At 68.3% G+C, this 17,657-nt stretch carries 14 protein-coding genes; 12 read left to right on the top strand and 2 right to left on the bottom strand.

Translation table 11 applies throughout. The features are described 5' to 3' along the window. The first annotated feature begins 39 nt into the window (after positions 1–39). The 3 genes from BW41_RS16210 (at position 40) to BW41_RS16200 (ending at position 5,095) form a co-directional block, all read left to right on the top strand. The gene (locus tag BW41_RS16210) at positions 40–2,397 is read left to right on the top strand and encodes a PDZ domain-containing protein (protein WP_037535610.1); all 2,358 of its coding nucleotides are present in this window, start codon (positions 40–42) and stop codon (positions 2,395–2,397) included. 149 nt (positions 2,398–2,546) lie between these two features. Further along, a complete protein-coding gene (locus tag BW41_RS16205) occupies positions 2,547–2,957 on the top strand; it encodes a hypothetical protein (protein ID WP_037535608.1) in 411 nt (136 codons plus the stop codon). Positions 2,958–3,043: 86 nt separating this feature from the next. Next, entirely contained in the window at positions 3,044–5,095 is a 2,052-nt protein-coding gene (locus BW41_RS16200; protein WP_037535607.1) for a TonB-dependent receptor plug domain-containing protein, read from the top strand. A gap of 30 nt (positions 5,096–5,125) precedes the next feature. On the opposite strand, the gene BW41_RS16195 is transcribed toward BW41_RS16200, so the two are convergent. Then, on the bottom strand, positions 5,126–5,995 hold the full coding sequence (locus tag BW41_RS16195) for an AraC family transcriptional regulator (protein WP_037535606.1): 870 nt from the start codon (positions 5,993–5,995) through the stop codon (positions 5,126–5,128). A gap of 105 nt (positions 5,996–6,100) precedes the next feature. Here BW41_RS16195 and BW41_RS16190 point away from each other — a divergent pair, with 105 nt between their 5' ends. The 7 genes from BW41_RS16190 to BW41_RS16160 all read left to right on the top strand — a co-directional run bounded on the left by BW41_RS16190 (position 6,101) and on the right by BW41_RS16160 (position 14,495). Continuing rightward, positions 6,101–7,270, top strand: coding sequence for a M20 aminoacylase family protein (locus BW41_RS16190; protein WP_037535604.1), 1,170 nt, complete (start codon positions 6,101–6,103; stop codon positions 7,268–7,270). After that, the gene (locus BW41_RS16185; RefSeq protein ID WP_051583581.1) at positions 7,267–8,424 is read left to right on the top strand and encodes an aminotransferase class I/II-fold pyridoxal phosphate-dependent enzyme; all 1,158 of its coding nucleotides are present in this window, start codon (positions 7,267–7,269) and stop codon (positions 8,422–8,424) included. Before BW41_RS16190 ends, BW41_RS16185 begins: the two co-directional genes overlap by 4 nt. Continuing rightward, entirely contained in the window at positions 8,424–9,605 is a 1,182-nt protein-coding gene (locus BW41_RS16180) for a M20 aminoacylase family protein (RefSeq protein ID WP_051583619.1), read from the top strand. Before BW41_RS16185 ends, BW41_RS16180 begins: the two co-directional genes overlap by 1 nt. Beyond that, entirely contained in the window at positions 9,602–10,084 is a 483-nt protein-coding gene (locus BW41_RS16175; RefSeq protein ID WP_051583579.1) for a cupin domain-containing protein, read from the top strand. Before BW41_RS16180 ends, BW41_RS16175 begins: the two co-directional genes overlap by 4 nt. Continuing rightward, the gene (locus tag BW41_RS16170) at positions 10,081–10,566 is read left to right on the top strand and encodes a GNAT family N-acetyltransferase (RefSeq protein WP_051583577.1); all 486 of its coding nucleotides are present in this window, start codon (positions 10,081–10,083) and stop codon (positions 10,564–10,566) included. Before BW41_RS16175 ends, BW41_RS16170 begins: the two co-directional genes overlap by 4 nt. A 22-nt stretch (positions 10,567–10,588) precedes the next feature. After that, the gene (locus BW41_RS16165) at positions 10,589–11,959 is read left to right on the top strand and encodes a DUF3100 domain-containing protein (RefSeq protein ID WP_037535748.1); all 1,371 of its coding nucleotides are present in this window, start codon (positions 10,589–10,591) and stop codon (positions 11,957–11,959) included. A gap of 175 nt (positions 11,960–12,134) precedes the next feature. After that, the gene (locus BW41_RS16160) at positions 12,135–14,495 is read left to right on the top strand and encodes a TonB-dependent receptor plug domain-containing protein (RefSeq protein ID WP_081793151.1); all 2,361 of its coding nucleotides are present in this window, start codon (positions 12,135–12,137) and stop codon (positions 14,493–14,495) included. A gap of 154 nt (positions 14,496–14,649) precedes the next feature. On the opposite strand, the gene BW41_RS16155 is transcribed toward BW41_RS16160, so the two are convergent. Then, positions 14,650–15,252 carry a TetR/AcrR family transcriptional regulator gene (locus BW41_RS16155; protein WP_235199801.1) on the bottom strand — a complete coding sequence of 201 codons (603 nt, stop codon included), beginning with the start codon at positions 15,250–15,252 and terminating at the stop codon, positions 14,650–14,652. 164 nt (positions 15,253–15,416) lie between these two features. Between BW41_RS16155 and BW41_RS16150 the strand changes: the two genes are divergently transcribed. Next, positions 15,417–16,619 carry an MFS transporter gene (locus tag BW41_RS16150; RefSeq protein WP_037535601.1) on the top strand — a complete coding sequence of 401 codons (1,203 nt, stop codon included), beginning with the start codon at positions 15,417–15,419 and terminating at the stop codon, positions 16,617–16,619. A 39-nt stretch (positions 16,620–16,658) separates the two neighbouring features. Continuing rightward, positions 16,659–17,636, top strand: a complete 978-nt coding sequence (locus tag BW41_RS16145) for an alpha/beta fold hydrolase (RefSeq protein WP_037535600.1) — start codon at positions 16,659–16,661, stop codon at positions 17,634–17,636. Positions 17,637–17,657: the final 21 nt, after the last annotated feature.

Here is a 17,657-nt window from a genome sequence, read left to right as displayed (position 1 = left end):
AGACGTGGTCGACGGCTTGCTGCCATGAGGAGGGTCGCGTTGCCGCTGTCACTGGCGGCGGCGGCGATACCGGCGACGGCGGGGCATCCGGCTTCGACGAAGGTCGGGGCGACCTCGTCGCGCAGCGCTACCTTGACGGTTGCCTCCGCTGTGGAACTCGCGGCCGCACTCGTCCGCGCCCAGGCCGGCACGGTCCGCACCATCCGCTTAGCCTCCGGCAGATATGAGCTCGCCGCCCCGATCACCATCGATGCCCGGCTGTCGGGCACCGCCGACGCGCCGTTCACAATCGAGGCGGCGCCAGGCGCCAAGGTAGAGCTCAGCGGCGCACGCGCCCTATCCCCTCTGGTTTGGCAGGCGCAGCGCAACGGCGTCTGGCGTGCGAAGGTCACAGGCGCGGCGTTCCAGCGCCTCTGGCTGCGAAATGAAGCGCAGGTTCGAGCGCGTTATCCGAATTACGACCCCGCCAAGCTTCCTTATGGCGGCATAGCCGCGGACGCGACTTCGCCTGCTCGGGTCGCGCGATGGTCAAATCCCGCCGGCGGCATCCTGCAGGCCCTGCATGCCAGCCGCTGGGGCGATGTCCATGTTCCGATCCTCGGCAAGAATTCCGACGGCACGCTTCGTTTCGGACCTGAAACCGGCAACAACCGCGCCGGTCCGCCGAGCGAGAAGGAGCGTTTCGTGGAGAACGTTCGCGAGGAGCTCGACGCACCGCACGAGTGGTTCCACGATGCCGCGCACGGCTATCTCTACTATAAACCGCATGGGGCCGCGGCGCCACCCGCGCGCGGTTTCAGCGTCGGAGCGGCCGAGGAGCTGATCCGGATCGTCGGCACGCGCACCATGCCGGTCCACGACGTCAGGATCGCCGGTCTCGCGTTCCGTGCAACCGAACCGACCTTTATGAAGACGACGGAGCCGCTGCTGCGATCGGACTGGACGTTCCACCGTGGCGGCGCGGTGCTTATCGCCGACGCCGAACGGGTAGCGATCGAGGACGGCGACTTCCAGGACCTGGGCGGCAACGCCATCGTCATCAGCGGTCACGCACGAGGGATCGCGGTCCGCCGCAACCTCATCGCGCATGTCGGCGCGAGCGCGATCGCGTTCGTGGGTCGGGCGGAGGCGGTGCGCTCGCCGCTGTTCGAATACCATCAGAGCCAACCGACTTCGCGGATCGACCGGACGCCGGGCCCAAAGAGCGAAGACTACCCCGCCGACAGCGTCGCGGAGGACAATCTGATACACGACATAGGCCTCTTCGAGAAACAGTCTGCCGGCGTACAGATCGCCATGTCGGCTCGGATCACGATCGATCACAACAGCATCTACCGCGTGCCGCGCGCCGGAATAAACATTGGCGACGGAACATGGGGCGGTCACCGGATCACGCACAACGACGTGTTCGACACAGTGCGCGAAAGCGGCGATCACGGCGCCTACAACAGCTGGGGACGGGATCGCTTCTGGGATCCCGACCGCGACGAGATGGATCGGCGGACCACGCGGGAGCGCTCGCTGGCCAGGCTGGACGCGGTCGAGACCATCGTCCTCAGCAACAATCGCTTCAAGTGCGATCACGGCTGGGACGTCGATCTGGACGACGGCTCGTCGAACTACCTGATCGAGAACAACCTGCTGCTGTCAGGCGGATTGAAGCTCCGCGAAGGCTTCGATCGGGTTGTGCGGAACAACATCCTGCTCAACAACACCTTCTTTCCGCACGTCTGGTTCGACAACGGCATGGACGTGTTCGAACGCAACATCGTCATGGCGGAGTTCCAGCCGATACGCATCAGGCGCTGGGGCAGGCGCGTCGATCGCAATCTCTTCTCTTCCCCGGACGACCTTGCGCAGGCCCGTTCGGATGGCACCGATGCACGTTCGTCGGCGGGCGATCCGCGCTTCGTCGCGCCGCGACTCGGCGACTACACCGCCGGCCCAGCGTCACCTGCACAGCAAGTCGGCTTTCGAAACTTCGCTATGAACGACTTCGGCGTAAGGCCGATGCGGCTGCGCACGCTCGCCGAGCGACCGAGCTTCCCTCTGCCGTTCGAACCGCGGCAGCCGGGTCAGCGCGAGGCAGCGCGATCCTTCGCCGGGATGACAATCAAGTCGGTGACGACGCCAGGCGAACAATCGGCGGCGGGACTTCCTGACATATCGGGCGTGCTGGTGCTGTCGGTCGAGACCGCAGGCGCGGCAGCCAGCGCGGGCTTGCGCCCGGGCGACGTAATTCTCGCGATCGATCCGGTGGCGGATGCGCGTCGGCAGCAGGTGCCCGATGCTGCGACGTTCCTTGCCGCAGCGCAGGCAAGGCGCTGGCAGGGGACGATACCGTTGAGGGTATTCCGTGATCAGAAGGCCGCGACGATCGCCCTCGACGTGCGCTGATCCGGCCATGCTTCCAAACGCGATCTCCAGCAAGCGGCGATGGCTTAGGCTCGATGCAAGGCGAGACGTCTTCGACCGATTGGAAGCAAAGCGGCCGAGTGGCAGATTGGCTAAGTGACACCTCCTATCGCCACGGGTAGTTAGCTCAGGTGCAGGCCATCCGGCATCTTCTCGCGCAACGCCGTCTGGCCGTGCTGCTCTGCGCGGCTACGCTGCTGCTGAAGCTGCTGGTCCCGACCGGATACATGATCGACGTCTCGTCCGGGCAGGTGGCCATCACCCTTTGTTCCGGCTTCGGTCCGGCGACGATGACGAAGGACATGCCCGGCATGCCCGGCGATATGCCCGATCACGGCAGAACGAAGGATCATGGCAAATTCGAAACGCCGTGCGCCTTCTCCGGCCTGTCGGCCGCGATGACCGGGGCGATCGATCCGATCCAGCTCGCCGCCCTGATCGCCTTCGTCATGGCGACGGGCATGGTCTGGGCGATGCCGTCGGCACCGTCCGATCCGACCTATCTGCGGCCGCCGCTCAGAGGACCACCGGTCCGCCTTTGACCTGACCATCGTGCGCCGGCGTGCCCGGCGCACCCCCATGATCTGCGGCCGACGTCCTCGACGCGCGGCCGGTCGAAGGTATTGCTATGTTACGATCCTACCTGCTGGCAGGGAGCGTGGTGCCATGTCTCTTGGCGGTTGCACCGGCTTTCAGCCAGAATACCGCATCTCCTGCCTCGAACGACATCGTCGTCACCGCCACCCGGTCCACCCGCGCCATGGCCGACGTACCGGCAAGCGTGTCGGTCGTCACCAGCGACCAGATCGAGGGCACACCAGCCCGCACGATCGACGACGTGCTAAGCCGCGTGCCCTCGGTCGACCTGCCGATCGCCGGAACCAACGAGCAGCACCCGACCAACACCATCGTCTCGATGCGCGGGCTTTCCGGCATCCGTTCGCTGGTCCTGCTGGATGGCGTGCCGATCAACGATCCGTTCTTCGGCTACGTCCAGTGGAGCGAGGTGCCGCTGGAGACGGTTGACCGGGTGGAAGTCGTGCGGGGAGGCGGAGCGCCGCTCTGGGGCAACTACGCCATGGGCGGCGTCATCAACATCCTGACCAAGCCGATTAATAAGACCGGGCTTGTGGCGGAATCAGCAGGGGGCAGCCGTGGCACCCGTCGCGCCGACGTTCACGGCGCGCTGGCCGGCGACGGCTACGGCATCGGGCTGGACGCCGGGATCAATCACAGCGACGGCTATGTCGAGCAGGTGGAGAGTGCTCGCGGCGCAGCCACCGTGCCCACGTCGTTCACCGCCCGCACGGTCGCCGTCTCCGGAAACGCCGATCTCGCACCCGACCTCACGGCGCGGGCGCGCGTCAGCTACTACGACAACGACCAGACCTTCCTAACGCGTGCGAACACCAACGATCAGCAGACCTGGCGCTATACCGGCACGCTGAGCTGGACGCCACGGGAAGGCGGTTCGATCGACCTGACCGCCTTCCATAACGACGAACGCTTCGTCACCAACAATCCCGGCTCGCCGGAGGGTGCCGACCCCAACGACGTCGAGTTCGTCCAGAACAGCCATCGCACACGCGCGAACGACTGGGGCGCCTCGCTCATCTGGACGCAGACCTTCTCGGGCGTGATCCGCTCGCTGTCGGCCGGAGCCGACTATCATGGTGTCCGCGGCAGCGACCATGCGAGCATCTTCGACGATACCGGAGCGCTGGTCCGGATCGACACGGGTTCCGGCAACCAGCGGTTCCTCGGCGGGTTCGCGCAAGCGGACATTCGTCCAGTCGACCGCCTGCAACTGCTGCTGAGCGTCCGCTACCAGGACTTTCACAGCTACGACGGCGTCGACGACACGCCGGGCGGCCTCGGCAGGGTGGCGAGCCGCCACGACAGCGACGTCGATCCGCGTCTGTCGATCCGCTACAAGCTCCCCGCCGACTTCGCGCTGCGCGGCGCGATCTACCGCGCCTTCCGCGCGCCGACGCTCGACAATCTGTACCGTGGGGCGTCCGTCCCCGGCTACATCCTCTACGCCAACGCCGCATTGAAGCCGGAGACGCTGGAGGGCGTCGAAGCCGGGTTCGATGTCGATCGCGGCCCGCTCCGCCTTCAGGCGACGGCCTATGCGAGCCGCATCTCCGACTTCCTGACCTACCGCTATCTCGATCCCGCCACGTTGCCGGCCGGGTTCGACATCGGCGCCCGTCTCGTCAACGCAGGGCGCGCGCGCAGCCGCGGCGTCGAGGCGGAGCTCACGTGGCGACCGAGCTCGAAGCTCGCCGGCACGCTCGCCTACACCCATGCGGACTCGATCGTCACTCGGAACGCGGAAGATCCGGTCAGCATCGGCGTGCAGCAGCAGGGCATACCCCGGCATCGGGCGAGCGCGAGCCTCGACTGGACCGGCCCTCACGGAATCAGGATCAGCCCCCGTGTCCGCTACCTGTCGCGAACGAACGGCGATCCCGATGCGATCTATCGGACGGACGCCCACTTCGTCGCCGACCTCGGGGCGAGCGCGCCGCTGCGGGGCAGCGTCGACGTCTTCGGCCAGATCGAGAACCTGTTCGACCGCCGCTACGTCGGCACCAACGACGGCTTCACCGCGCCGCTCCACGGCAGGCCGTTGACGGCCGTCGGTGGCGTGCGCCTCAAGCTCGGAAGCCTGTGATGCGCCTACCGTCCGGCCGCGAGGAGCCCGTCACGTCGCCGACGTCGGACGTCCGACACGGAGCGGCATCGCCGTCGCGCCATCCGGCTGCGTTCGCATCCGATCCGCATTCTCGACCTGCCGCCGACGGAACTGGCCCGCGGTCATCCCGTAGGCCGAAGCGAACTCGCGTGACAGATGGCTCTGATCGTAGAACCCGGCATCGAGCGCGGCGTTCACGAGAGCCGCGCCGGAAGCGAGCTGACGCTTAGCGTCGCTCAGCCGCAGCTGGCTAGATAGGATCTTGGAGGAGACCCCCGTCGAGGCCTTGACGCGTCGCCACGACGTCGTGCGGCTGGGTCGAGCCGACTCGTCGGCAAGCGTCCCTTCGGCCGCCGACGCCGGCATCGGTCCATCCGGCCCGGACACGATCCGGAGCACCGAGTCCGTGACCGTCTGCACCGGGCTTTCCATCTGCATCGTCCGCGACAGAGCCGCCATCAACGGTGCTGTCTGCGCCAGCCGTTCGACCCGCAATCCGACGCGGGTCGAATCGTGCCACTCCCGGAACAGGTCGAACAGCGCGGACGATCTGACGACCGGCGCGGCGAACCAGCCCGGCGAGCCTCTCAAGCCCGGCACGAGCGCCGCGAACGCGGCGGGCTCGAAATACGTCATGCGGGTCGACCATCCGCCGTCCAGAGCGTAACCGTCATGCACCTCGCGCGGGTTGATCAGCATGAGGTCGCCCTCGTGCGCGATCCAGTCCCGCCCGCGGCAGCGGAAGCCCTGCTTGTTGCGGGTGACCGCCCCAACCGCATAGCCCTCGTGCCAATGCGGACGGAAGCGCTGCTCCTGGTAGTCCGCCGCGATCGCCTCGATCGGCGGCGCGTCGCCGACGGGGACAAGCCAATAGTCCACTTTCGCTCGCATCGGGCGATCTCCCGCCGGAGTGAAACAATCCTACAAGAACTCCGGTGATCCCTGCCGCAATGTGTCCGCAGAGACGATGAGGAGTCAACAACGATGCGGCCGTTGCCGAACGGATGGATGGAGGAGCTGGTGCGGCTGCGCCGCGACATACATGCGCATCCGGAGTTGGCGTTCCAGGAGACGCGGACCTCGGACCTGCTCGCCGCCGAGCTGGCGCGCTACGGCCTCGAGGTCGATCGCGGGCTGGCGGGCACGGGTATCGTCGCCACGCTGAGGTCGGGCTCGTCATCCCGCGCGATAGCGTTGCGTGCGGACATGGACGCGCTGCCCGTGGCCGAACTCAACGACGTCGCGCACGCCTCGACGAAGCAGGGCGTGATGCACGCATGCGGACACGACGGTCATTCCGCGATGCTGCTCGGCGCCGCGCGGCGGCTCGCGGCGCACCCGGACTTCGATGGAACGGTGCACTTCGTCTTCCAGCCCGCCGAGGAGAACGAGGGCGGCGGCCGGGTCATGGTCGAGGGGGGGCTTTTCGAACGCTTCCCCGTGGACGCGGTCTACGGGCTGCACAACTGGCCGGGGCTCGCGGTGGGGCGGATCGCGGTCCACCCGGGGCCAGTGATGGCGGCGGTGGACCTGTTCGACATCACCCTGTCGGGCCGGGGCGCCCATGCTGCGATGCCGCATCAGGGCGATGATCCGATCGTGGCGGCCGGCGCTCTCATCACCGCGATCCAGACGATCGTCAGCCGCACCACCGATCCGGCCGAACCCGTCGTGCTGAGCGTCACCCGCATCGAGGGCGGGGCAGCATCGAACATAGTGCCCGCGCGAGTGGTGCTGCACGGCACCTGCCGCCACTACGGATCGACGACGAGCGCCGTCGTGGAAGGTCGGCTACGCCAGCTCGTCGAGGGAACGGCATCGACGCACGGCCTGTCCGGCACGCTCGCATACGACCGGCGGTGCCCGGCGACGATCAACAGCCCCGAGCCGGCTGCCCGGGCGATCGACGCCGCACGCGCCACGGTCGGCGAGACCGCGGTGGATACCGATCTCCCCCCGAGCATGGGGTGCGAGGACTTCGCCCACATGCTGAAGGTCAAGCAGGGGTGCTACGTCTGGCTCGGGAACGGTCCGGCCGAGAACGGCAGGACGCTGCACAGCGCGAACTACGAATTCAACGACGAGATCCTGCCGATCGGCGTCGACTACTGGGTCCAACTGGTCCGACGCTGTCTTCCGAAGGCTGCGGCATGACCCCCATCGCGCCTGCGGCCACGACCGCGATCGCGCCGAAGCGGATCGGCGTCTCCACCATCGCGTCCCCCGTGCATGGAACCGCCACCATCAACGGCGCAGCTACCATCATGCTGGGATCGAACAACTATCTCGGATTGGCGGGGGATCCGGCGGTGGCGGAGGCGGCGATCGAGGCGCTGCGACGCTACGGCGTCGGCACCGGGATCAATCCCTGCTTCGCGCGGACGCCGGTCCAGCTCGCGCTCGAGACGGAGCTGGCCGACCATCTCGGGGTCGAGGACGCGCTGCTGTTCGCATCATGCTCGGCCGCCAACGCCGGCGTGCTGACGACGCTGGCCGGTCCTGGCGAGCTGATTCTGAGCGACCGCATGAACCACGCGAGCATCATCGACGGCTGCCGGCTGAGCCGCGCCTCCACGCTGGTCTACGACTACAGCAGCCCCGCCAGCCTCGCGGCGGCGATCGAGACGCGCGGCGATCGGCGCGCGGCGCTGATCATCACCGACGGCGTCTTCAGCATGGAGGGCGACGTCGCGCCGCTGTCGCAGCTGGCGGCGCTCGCGGAAGCGGCGGGCGCCGTGCTGGTCGTCGACGACAGCCACGGGACGGGAGTCGTGGGCCCGAACGGGCGCGGATCCGCCGCCGCCTGCGGCGTCGACCCGGCGCGGATACTGTTCACCGGCACCTTCTCCAAGGCGCTCGGCGGTGCTCCGGGCGGCTTCGCCGCGGGGTCGCGGAAGCTGGTGGAGTGGCTGCGGCTCGGCGCGCGTCCGTTCATCTTCACCACCGGCATGGGCGCGGCCGACGCGGCCGCCGCCCTGGCCGCCCTTCGCGCGCTCAGGTCGGGCGATGGACCGTTCGACCGGCTGCACTCCAACGCCCGGCTGTTCCGCAGCCGCCTTCGCGACGGGGGCATGGCGTTGGCCGATTCGCCCAGCCCGATCACGCCGCTGCCGGTCGGAGACGAGGGTCGCGCACGACGCATCCACTCGCGACTGCTCGAGGAGGGCGTCTTCGTCCCCGTCATGGCCCATCCGATCGTGGCGCGCGGCGATGCGCGGCTGCGTGCGCAGCCGAGCGCCGCGCTCTCCGTGGCGGAGATCGAATACGCTACCGATGCGATACTCGACGCCTTCGAGGGATGCCGCTGATGCCCTCTATCCGCGCGCTGACCGAGGCGGAGGCGAATGGACTTCGGGAGCACCGCCACTGGCTGCATGCCCATCCCGAGATCGCGTTCAAGGAGCATCTCACCGCCGCCCACGTCGCGCAGGAACTGGAGCGGCTGGGTCTCGTGCCGGAGCGCGGCCTCGCCGGCACCGGCGTCGTCGCCACGATCGAAGGGCGACCAGGCGGCCGAACCGTCGGATTGCGGGCCGACATGGACGGCCTGCCGATCGAGGAGACCGGCACGCTGCCCTACGCCTCGCGGCATCCCGGCGCGATGCACGCCTGCGGTCACGACGGCCATACCGCGATGCTCCTCGGCGCAGCGCGGCTGCTGGCTGAGGACCGTTCCTTCGCGGGCCGCGTCCATCTGGTATTCCAGCCCGCGGAGGAGACCGAAGGCGGCGGCCGCGTGATGGTGGAGGACGGCCTGTTCCGCCGCTATCCGATGGACGCCATCTTCGCGCTCCACAACTGGCCCGGCATCGCCACCGGTCGCGTCGCCGTTCGGGCCGGCGCGATGATGGCGAGCTTCGACGTGTTCGAGATCACCCTTGCGGGAAAGGGGGGGCACGCCGCGATGCCGCACCGCGTCGACGACGTGGTCGTCGCGGGGTGCGAGCTGGTGGCCGCGCTGCAGACGGTCGTCAGCCGCCGGCTCGATCCGTCGGACGCGGCGGTGCTGAGCGTGACCGGCGTCCAGTCGGGCGGGACATGGAACGTCCTTCCGGACGTCTTCGTCCTTCGAGGCAGCTGTCGCGCGCTCAGCCATGGAACGCGTGCCGGACTGGAGAAGTCGATCCGGACCATAGCGGACGGCGTCGCCGCCGCCCATGGCCTCTCCGCGAAGGTGGAATACGAACGGCGCGTGCCTGCCACCATCAACGAACCGCATTGCGCGCGCATGGCGGCGCAGACCGCGGTCGAGATCTTCGGATCGGACCGCGTCGAGACCGAGTTCGCGGCGACGATGGCGGGCGAGGACTTCGCCTTCATGCTCGAACGATGTCCCGGCGCATACCTGTGGATAGGCGTGGGCGAGGAGCATGCGCCGCTTCACAGCCAGGCCTACGACTTCAACGACGCGGTGCTCGGCGACGGGGCGAGGCTGCTCGCCGCGCTCGCCATCGCCTCGCTGCGGACCACCGGGAGGACGACCGCATGACCGACACCCCATCCATCGCTCCCGTCGTCGCCTACGCCGGGGAGCGACGGCGCTTCGCGGTCGGCGGAGACCTGTACGGCCTGATCGCCACGCGTCGGCACACCGGCGGCCGCTTCACCATCTACGAGACGGTGACGCCGCCCGGCCACGGCGCGATGCCGCACCGCCACTCCAAGGAAAGCGAGTCGTTCCTGATGCTGGACGGCGTGCTGACGGTGCGGTCGGGCGACCGGGCGCTGGAGCTTCGTGCCGGCGACTTCGTTACGTTTCCCGAAGGGTGCACCTACGGCTTCCGCAACGAGACGGACGCACCGGTCCGCTTCATCACCTTCCTGATCCCCGGCGGGCTGGAGGACTTCCTCGTCGAGGTCGGCCATCCCGTCGACCATGCCGCCACCGGCCACGCGCCGTCGCCGGAGAGCATCGAGGCGATGGTCGACCTCGGCAGGGAGTACGGCGTTGAATACTTCCGATCATGACCCGCGATCGGCTCGGAGCGAGCGTCCGCGAGGCGGGATCGACGGATCTGCCATTCGTGCGCGCGATGCTGCTGGATTATGCAGCGTCGCTGCCGTTCGATCTGGCCTACCAAGGCTTCGCGAGGGAGGTCGCAGGCCTGCCGCACCCCTACGTCCGCCCGGAAGGACTGCTGCTCGTGGCGAGCGTGGACGGGGAGCCGTGCGGGGTCGGGGCCTACAGGCGGCTCGCTCCGGAGCTGGCCGAGGTGAAGCGCATGGTCGTCGCGCCGGAACGCCGTGGGCGGGGCGTCGGACGGCTGCTGCTCGCCACTCTGATGCACGAGGCGGCCGTCGCCGGCTACGTTCGCATCTGCCTCGACACGCATCGCCCCAGCATGGGCGACGCCATCGGGCTGTATCGCTCGCTGGGCTTCGACGAGATATCGCCCTACGCGGACGATCGAGGCGGTCAGATCGCGTTCTTCGAAGCGCCGCTGCCGTGACCGGAGGGGCGCGGTGACGGAGATGCCGCCGCTGGTCGCCGCTCAGCGCCGCACGGGTCGACGACGCACCGCCTCAGCCTTCCTTGGAAGACTGCTGCTGGTCGCCTCGTCGTGCGTGCTGGCTGCGGAGGCGATCGGTTCGGCAGTCATCCCGCTGGGCGGACCGCTCCGGATCGTGCTGCTGCCGATGGTGTGGGTGCTGCTTATCGGTGGCGCGCTAGGTCTAGCGGAAGGTCGCATGCCGCGCGCCCTGCGCATCGATCCCCCGATGCAGCGTCTCGCGGCAGCGGCGCTGCAGCCCGCGCTGCTGATCTTCATCGCCAAGTCCAGTCTCCTGGTGGGCGAGGCGCTTCCGGAGATCGTCCACGCCGGCTGGTCGCTGCTCTTCCAGGAATTCGGTCACTTCCTGGGAACCGCGGCGCTGGGCCTGCCCGTCGCGCTGATGCTGGGCATCAAGCGCGAGGCGATCGGAGCGACGTTCTCCGTCGGGCGGGAGCCGAGCCTCGCCATCATCGGCGAACGATACGGCATGGCCAGTCCGGAAGGGCGCGGCGTGCTCGCGGAATACGTCACGAGCACCCTTCTCGGCACCGCGTTCATCTCGCTTCTCGCCGGCTTCGTCGCCAGCCTCGGCGTGTTCGATCCCCTGGCCCTGGCGATGGGGAGCGGGCTGGGCTCCGGCAGCATGATGGCCGCTGCCGCCGGCGCAATCGCGTCGCAGCAACCAGCGGACCTGGCGCGACAGGTGATCGCCTTCGCCGCCGCCGCGAACCTGGTCACGACGACGCTTGGAACGTATTTCACGCTCTACGTCTCGCTACCTTTCACCGTGCGGGCCTACCGCATGCTCGAGCCGAGGCTGGGACGACGACGCCCGGCGGCGGCGACGCAGGTAGCGGAAGCCGAGGCGACGGCGCGAGAGGCAGCCGTGGAGGACGAGCCAGTCGACTTCGGCTGGCCGCGGCTGTTCGCGATCTGGACGGCGGTGGCGGCCATGGGTCTGATCGGCAACTACTTCGCCTTCGGCGAGCAGGCGGATCCACGGGCGTTCGCCGGACTTGCGATCGTGGTGGGCGCGACGGCCGGGGGCCATGCGCTGCACTCGCTGTCGCGGGGCGCCGTACCGGCGGTGGCGACCGTGTCCCTCGTCGGCATGGCGCTGGCGGTTCCGGGAATGCCCGGCGCCGCCGAGACGATGGCGCTGACCGGGCGGATACACTTCATCGCCCTCGGCACGCCCGTGATGGCGCTCGCCGGCCTGTCCCTCGCCAAGGACCTGCCGGCGTTCCGCCGCCTCGGCTGGCGCATCGTACTCGTGTCGCTGCTGGCCAACGCAGGCACGTTCCTCGGCGCCACCCTCATCGCGCAGATCCTGCAGCGGCCGGCCGGATAGAAAGGAGGATCTGCGCTTCCATCCCCGAACGGCCGGACGCCGTTCGTCGCCAAAGTCGAGGCGGCCGACCTCCAATCCGGCGCGACGACGCTTCGTCGCGCGAGACGGAGACGCGCGCGCCCGAGTCGTCGCAAAGCCACGCCGTCGCTCGCGGCGTCAATAGGAGGCAGAAACAATGACCGATCGTCGCCGCCGCGGTGCTCAGCCCGCCCGCATCGCCCGAACCTGCCTTCACGGGCTGCTGCTGGCGGGAGTCCCGGCCGCGGCGCGGCCGACGCCCGTTCCGGACGAACCGGTGCCCGTGCAGATCGACGCTGCCCCGCCGCAGGAGGGCGCCGGCCCGACCGATCCCGCTTCGGAAGCGGCGTCACACCAGCCGCCTCCCATCGATTCCGATGCCGCCGGGGCAGGCGATATCGTCGTCACCGCTCTGCGTCGCTCTACGACACTGCAGAACACTCCCATCAGCATCGCCGCGCTTGGCGGCGAACTGCTCGACAGGAAGGCGGCAAGGGACTTCATCGACGTCGCCGCCTCGGTGCCGGGGTTCACGATCCGCGACAACGGTCCAGGACAGCGCCGCCCCGTGATCCGCGGCATCCAAGGAGCGGGCGAGGCCCAGGTCGGCACCTACTACGACGAATTCCCCATCACGAGCTCTCCCGGTGCGACCAACGACGCCGGCCGCTTCGCTCCGGACATCAAGCTCGTCGACGTCGAGCGAGTGGAGGTTCTGCGAGGTCCGCAGGGGACGCTGTTCGGAAGCGGCTCGGAGGGAGGCACGCTGCGCGTCGTCACCAACAAGCCCGATCTGTCGAAGATCGGGGGCTCGGCCGGCGCCCTCAGCAGCTTCACCGAGAAGGGCGGCAGCACGGTGAACGTCGAGGGCGCGATCAACGTGCCTCTGGTCGAAGACGTGGCGGGACTGCGTCTGGTCGGTTACGCCGGACGTTCCGACGGCTTCATCGACAACGTGACGCTCGGCCGGAACAACACCAACCAGTCCAGATACGCGGGGGTTCGCGCTTCGGGACGGATCGAGCCGGCGAGCGGATTGCGGATGGATCTGTTCGCGCTCTACCAGACCTTCCACGCGGATGCCGGGAACGCGGCCATCCGGCAGCTGGGCGATCTCAAATCGAACCTGCCGGCCTACGATCCTCTCGACGACACGGTGCAGCTCTACGGCGTCACGGCGCAGTACAAGACGCGGATCGCGACGTTCGTCGGAAACCTGTCATATTACAGGCGAGATCTGGACTTCAACTTCCTCTTTCCAAACTTGGCGATCCCCTCAACCAGCCCGGTCCGGCTTGGCACGGGGATCGTACAGCAGCCAGAGACCTCCAAGTCCAAGACTTACGAGCTACGGGCCCAGTCGCCGGATACGGCATCCGCGCTCACCTGGACGGTCGGCGGCTTCCATCAGGATCGCGACGCGCTGGTACGCAGCCGCGCACCCTTCGCGACGTCGACGGGAGTGCCGAGCGACACCCTGCCGCTGTTTCAGGACCGTTTCGTGCGGACAAGGCTCGGTCAGTCGGCGGTCTTCGGCGAGGCGAACCTGACGCTGTTCAGGAGCCTGACCGCGACGGTCGGGCTGCGATGGTTCACCTACGATGTCCAGTCTCTGCAGGCGACCCTGATAGCGGGCGGCGGCACGGTTCCGTCGAATGCGGGCGCCTACGGCGGAGCCGCGCCGTTCCGCCAGTCGGGCCTCACGAAGAAGTTCGCCGCCTCGTACAAGATGGACCGAGACGTCCTGGTGTATGTCCTGCGCAGCGAAGGATACCGCCCAGGCGGCGCCAACCAGACGGTGTCCCCGCTGATCCCGGCGGGCTTCGGTTCGGACGACGTCGCGAACTACGAGGCGGGTCTGAAGTCGCAATGGTTCAACCGTCGCCTGACCGTCAACGCCGACTACTACCACATCGACTGGAACGGCATCCAGGTCAGCGGCTCGACCCCTGACGGCCTGTTCCGATTCACCACGAACGCGGGCCAGGCGAAGGTCGACGGATTCGAGGTGGAGGTGTCGGGCCGTCCGGCGCCCACCTTGGACCTCGGCCTGACCTACGGCCACGTCGCCGCCCGTCTGTCGAGGGACCAGCCGTTCATCCGCGGGGTGCCTCGTCGCGGTCTGGCAGGCGATCGCATACCCGCCGTGCCGGCGGATTCGATCAATCTCTCGGCGGAGAACAGCTTCGTCGTCAACGATGGCCTGATGATCCGGCTGCGGGGGGAGGCGCAACACGTCGCTGGCAGCCAGAACAACCTGCATCCGACGCTCACCAGCACCATGACCGGCGAGGACACCGGCGTTTTGGACCCGTACTTCGCACGGTATCCGGGCTATACCACCTACGACGTGCGGCTGACGTTCGACCTTGGTAAGGTCACGGTGCAGGGCTTCCTGCGGAACCTGACGGACGAGCGGGGGGTCACCTACGTGTTCATCGACAACTTCCGGCCCGCCGGCTACACCTACTACATCCAGCCACGCACGATCGGCATCAACGCGAACGTCAAGTTCTGATCGAGCCGCCGGCTGACGGACGGCATCGTCCGCGCCCCGCCAGCCGGCTTTCCCGGGCGGATCAGACCAGGGCGTCGTCGAACGCATCGACGCATGACGCATGACGCCGCTCCGGCATATCCGAGGCGGAGGGGCGAGGGCCGGTCCGCGCGTGTCACCTGCTCCGGTCGGCTCCCGAGGCGCCGCGTTCGGCAGACTGGATGCCGACACCCCCCGCATTGGCATCCCAGGCGGCGAGCGCCTGCGTGATGGCGGCGTCGATGGCATGACGGTCCACCCCGTCCCGCGCCTGGATCGAGAGCCCGACGAGCAGACCTTCGAACAACGCGGCGAGGCCCTCGACGTCGGTATCGGTCCCGAGGTCGCCTCCCATGACGCCCGCCTTCACGCAGTCGGCGATCGCCTGGCGGTTCCTCCGCCGCTCGTCGGCGGTGATCGCCTGGATGGGAGAGCTGGCCTGCGGACCGACCGTTGCCGAAAGCGTGATCAGGCAGCCCGTCGGGTGAGCGTCGGCCGTCTGCATCTCGGCCGAACCTCGCAGGGCCTGTTCGATGCGGTCGCGCGGCGGGACGTCCTGATCTCCCAGCGCCTGCATGACGCGGCCATGTGAACCGAGATATGCGGCGACGGTCTCACGGTACAACGCCTCCTTGGAGCCGAAGGCCGCGTAGAAGCTCGCCGAGGAGATGCTCCCCATCTCGCGGCGCAGCAGATCGAGCGACACACCCTCGAAGCCGTACTGCCAGAACAGGTGCATGGCCCTCTCGACCGCTCGACCTCGGTCGAAGCTTCGCGGGCGTCCGGTTCGAGCCATGTCTGACATCTCCCAATCAAAATCTGGACTAGCCGATCCATTAGTCGTTGACAACGCCTCCCCGAAGTCGGATTGTGGATTGATCGATCCACATTTCAGGTCCAACTATGTCGCACGAGCAAGCAGACGCGGAGACGGGGGAGCGCGATCGCCTCCCCAAGGCGGCGCTGCTCGCGCTCGCCATGACCGGCTTCACCGCGATCCTGACCGAGACGATGCCCGCCGGTCTCCTTCCACAGATCGCGGAAGGCCTCGGCGTGACGGAGTCCCTCGCGGGACAGACGGTCACCGCCTATGCCGCCGGTTCGCTGGTCGCGGCGATCCCGCTCACGGCGGCGACCCAGGGTTGGCGGCGCCGGAACGTCCTGCTGACCGCGATCGTCGGCTTCTTGATCTTCAACACCGTGACGGCGCTGTCCGGATCGCTCTGGCTGACCCTCTGCGCCCGCTTCCTGGCGGGGGTGGCCGCCGGTCTGGCCTGGGGCATCCTGGCGGGCTACGCGCGTCGAATGGTCGTCGACCGTCTGAAGGGCAGGGCGCTGGCCATCGCGATGATAGGCACCCCCATCGCCCTTTCCCTCGGCGTGCCTGCCGGAACCCTTCTCGGCGGAGCGATGGGGTGGCGTTCGGCGTTCCTCGTCATGTCGGCCACTACGATCGTCCTGATCGGGCTCGTGGTCCGGGTGGTGCCGGATTTCGCAGGGCAGCCGGCGCATCGGCGGCGTTCGCTCGGCAGCGTGGCGACGACGCCAGGCATCCCCGCGATCCTCGCCACCATCTTCGCCTGGATGACCGCCCACAACATCCTCTACACGTACATCGCGCCGTTCGCCGCGCTGTCCGGACTGCAGGGGAGGGTCGGCCTTCTGCTGCTCGGCTTCGGCATCGCCGCGCTGGTTGGCATCGGCGTCACCGGCGTGCTCGTCGACCGGATGCTCCGGCGTCTGGTGCTGACCTGCCTGACGGCGTTCGCCACGGTCGCGCTGGCCCTCGGCCTCATGGCCGCGGCGCCCGCCGTGGTGGTCGTCGGCATCGTCGCATGGGGTCTGTCCTTCGGCGGAGCCGCCACGCAGCTGCAGACGGCATCGGCCGATGCTGCGGGGGACGGCGTGGACCTTGCCAACGCCATGGTCACGACCGTCTGGAACGCCGCCATCGCCGCCGGCGGCATCGTAGGGGGGCTGCTGCTGGACCGCTACGGCGCCGGCGTGTTCCCGTACGCGGTGCTCGCGCTCTCGCTGCTCGCCCTGGCCGTCGCGACCATGGCCCGCCGGCACGGCTTCACGCCCGGTCGGCGGGCGCTCGGCTGAAGGCCGAGCCAATTCCCTTTTTCCCATTGGAGATCCCTGATGACGTTTTCTCTGCTACGCAGCGGGGCGGTCGCGCTGTCGCTCGCCCTCGCCGGCTTCACCGTTCCATCCTCACCCGCCATCGCCGCTCCTGCCGCAGCAGAGGAGTTCCCGACGCCTGCCGGCTTCACTCCGGGCTACCGTGAGGCGGGAGGCGTGAGGCTGCACTATCTGAAGGGCGGCAAGGGGCCGCTCGTCCTGCTGGTGCATGGCTTCGGGCAGAGCTGGTACGAGTGGCACCAACTGATGCCGATGCTGGCCAGGACCCATACGGTCGTGGCGGTCGATCTCCCCGCGTTGGGTCTGTCGGGGGCTCCGAAGTCGTATGCCGGACAGGACGTGGCGCCGGTGCTTCACGAGTTCGCGAAGAGCTTCTCTCCCGATGCGCCGTTCGATCTCGTCGCCCACGACATCGGCATCTGGAACACCTACCCCATGGTGGCGGCGCATCAGGACGACGTCCGTCGCGTCGTCTTCATGGAGGCGCCCATTCCCGACGATCGCCTCTACCAGTTTCCGGCGTTCACGCCCGAGGGCGAGTCGCTCGTCTGGCACTTCAGCTTCTTCGCGGCCGACAACCTGCTTCCGGAACGGCTGGTACGCGGCAACGAGCGGTTCTTCATCGAACACTTCATCAAGGTGCACGCCACGAACAAGGACGCGTTCACGCCCGGGCTGCTCGATCTCTACGGCCGTTCCTACGCCAAACCCACGACGCTGCACGGCAGCTTCGAATACTATCGCGCGCTCAACGAGACCGCGCGCCGGAACAGGCCGCTCGCCGCGACCAAGCTGAGGATGCCGGTTCTCGCCATCGGCGGCGGCGGTCACGGCGGCATGGGGAGGCTCGAGGGCGATCAGTTGAAGGAATACGCGATCGACGTGCGGGGCGAGGTGCTGCCCGGCTGCGGCCACTGGCTGCCGGAGGAATGCGCCGCGACGCTGAACCCGATGGTCGCAGCCTTCCTCGCCGACTGATCCAGCGACATCGTCTCGAAT

Origin of the sequence: Sphingomonas sp. RIT328, assembly GCF_000632225.1 — a bacterium.
In the GTDB taxonomy this organism is placed as follows: Bacteria; Pseudomonadota; Alphaproteobacteria; order Sphingomonadales; family Sphingomonadaceae; genus Sphingomonas; species Sphingomonas kyungheensis.
Note: the sequence above shows the minus strand (reverse complement) of the source record. Positions and strands in the feature narration are given on the sequence as shown.

Bases quoted from the DNA above. Each gene is read 5' to 3' on its own strand.
- BW41_RS16155 (WP_235199801.1), bottom strand. From the start codon at position 15,252: ATGCACCTGTTCTGGCAGTACGGCTTCGAGGGTGTGTCGCTCGATCTG.
- BW41_RS16150 (WP_037535601.1), top strand. From the start codon at position 15,417: ATGTCGCACGAGCAAGCAGACGCGGAGACGGGGGAGCGCGATCGCCTC.
- BW41_RS16145 (WP_037535600.1), top strand. From the start codon at position 16,659: ATGACGTTTTCTCTGCTACGCAGCGGGGCGGTCGCGCTGTCGCTCGCC.
- BW41_RS16200 (WP_037535607.1), top strand. From the start codon at position 3,044: ATGTTACGATCCTACCTGCTGGCAGGGAGCGTGGTGCCATGTCTCTTG.
- BW41_RS16170 (WP_051583577.1), top strand. From the start codon at position 10,081: ATGACCCGCGATCGGCTCGGAGCGAGCGTCCGCGAGGCGGGATCGACG.
- BW41_RS16175 (WP_051583579.1), top strand. From the start codon at position 9,602: ATGACCGACACCCCATCCATCGCTCCCGTCGTCGCCTACGCCGGGGAG.
- BW41_RS16165 (WP_037535748.1), top strand. From the start codon at position 10,589: ATGCCGCCGCTGGTCGCCGCTCAGCGCCGCACGGGTCGACGACGCACC.
- BW41_RS16160 (WP_081793151.1), top strand. From the start codon at position 12,135: ATGACCGATCGTCGCCGCCGCGGTGCTCAGCCCGCCCGCATCGCCCGA.
- BW41_RS16190 (WP_037535604.1), top strand. From the start codon at position 6,101: ATGCGGCCGTTGCCGAACGGATGGATGGAGGAGCTGGTGCGGCTGCGC.
- BW41_RS16180 (WP_051583619.1), top strand. From the start codon at position 8,424: ATGCCCTCTATCCGCGCGCTGACCGAGGCGGAGGCGAATGGACTTCGG.
- BW41_RS16185 (WP_051583581.1), top strand. From the start codon at position 7,267: ATGACCCCCATCGCGCCTGCGGCCACGACCGCGATCGCGCCGAAGCGG.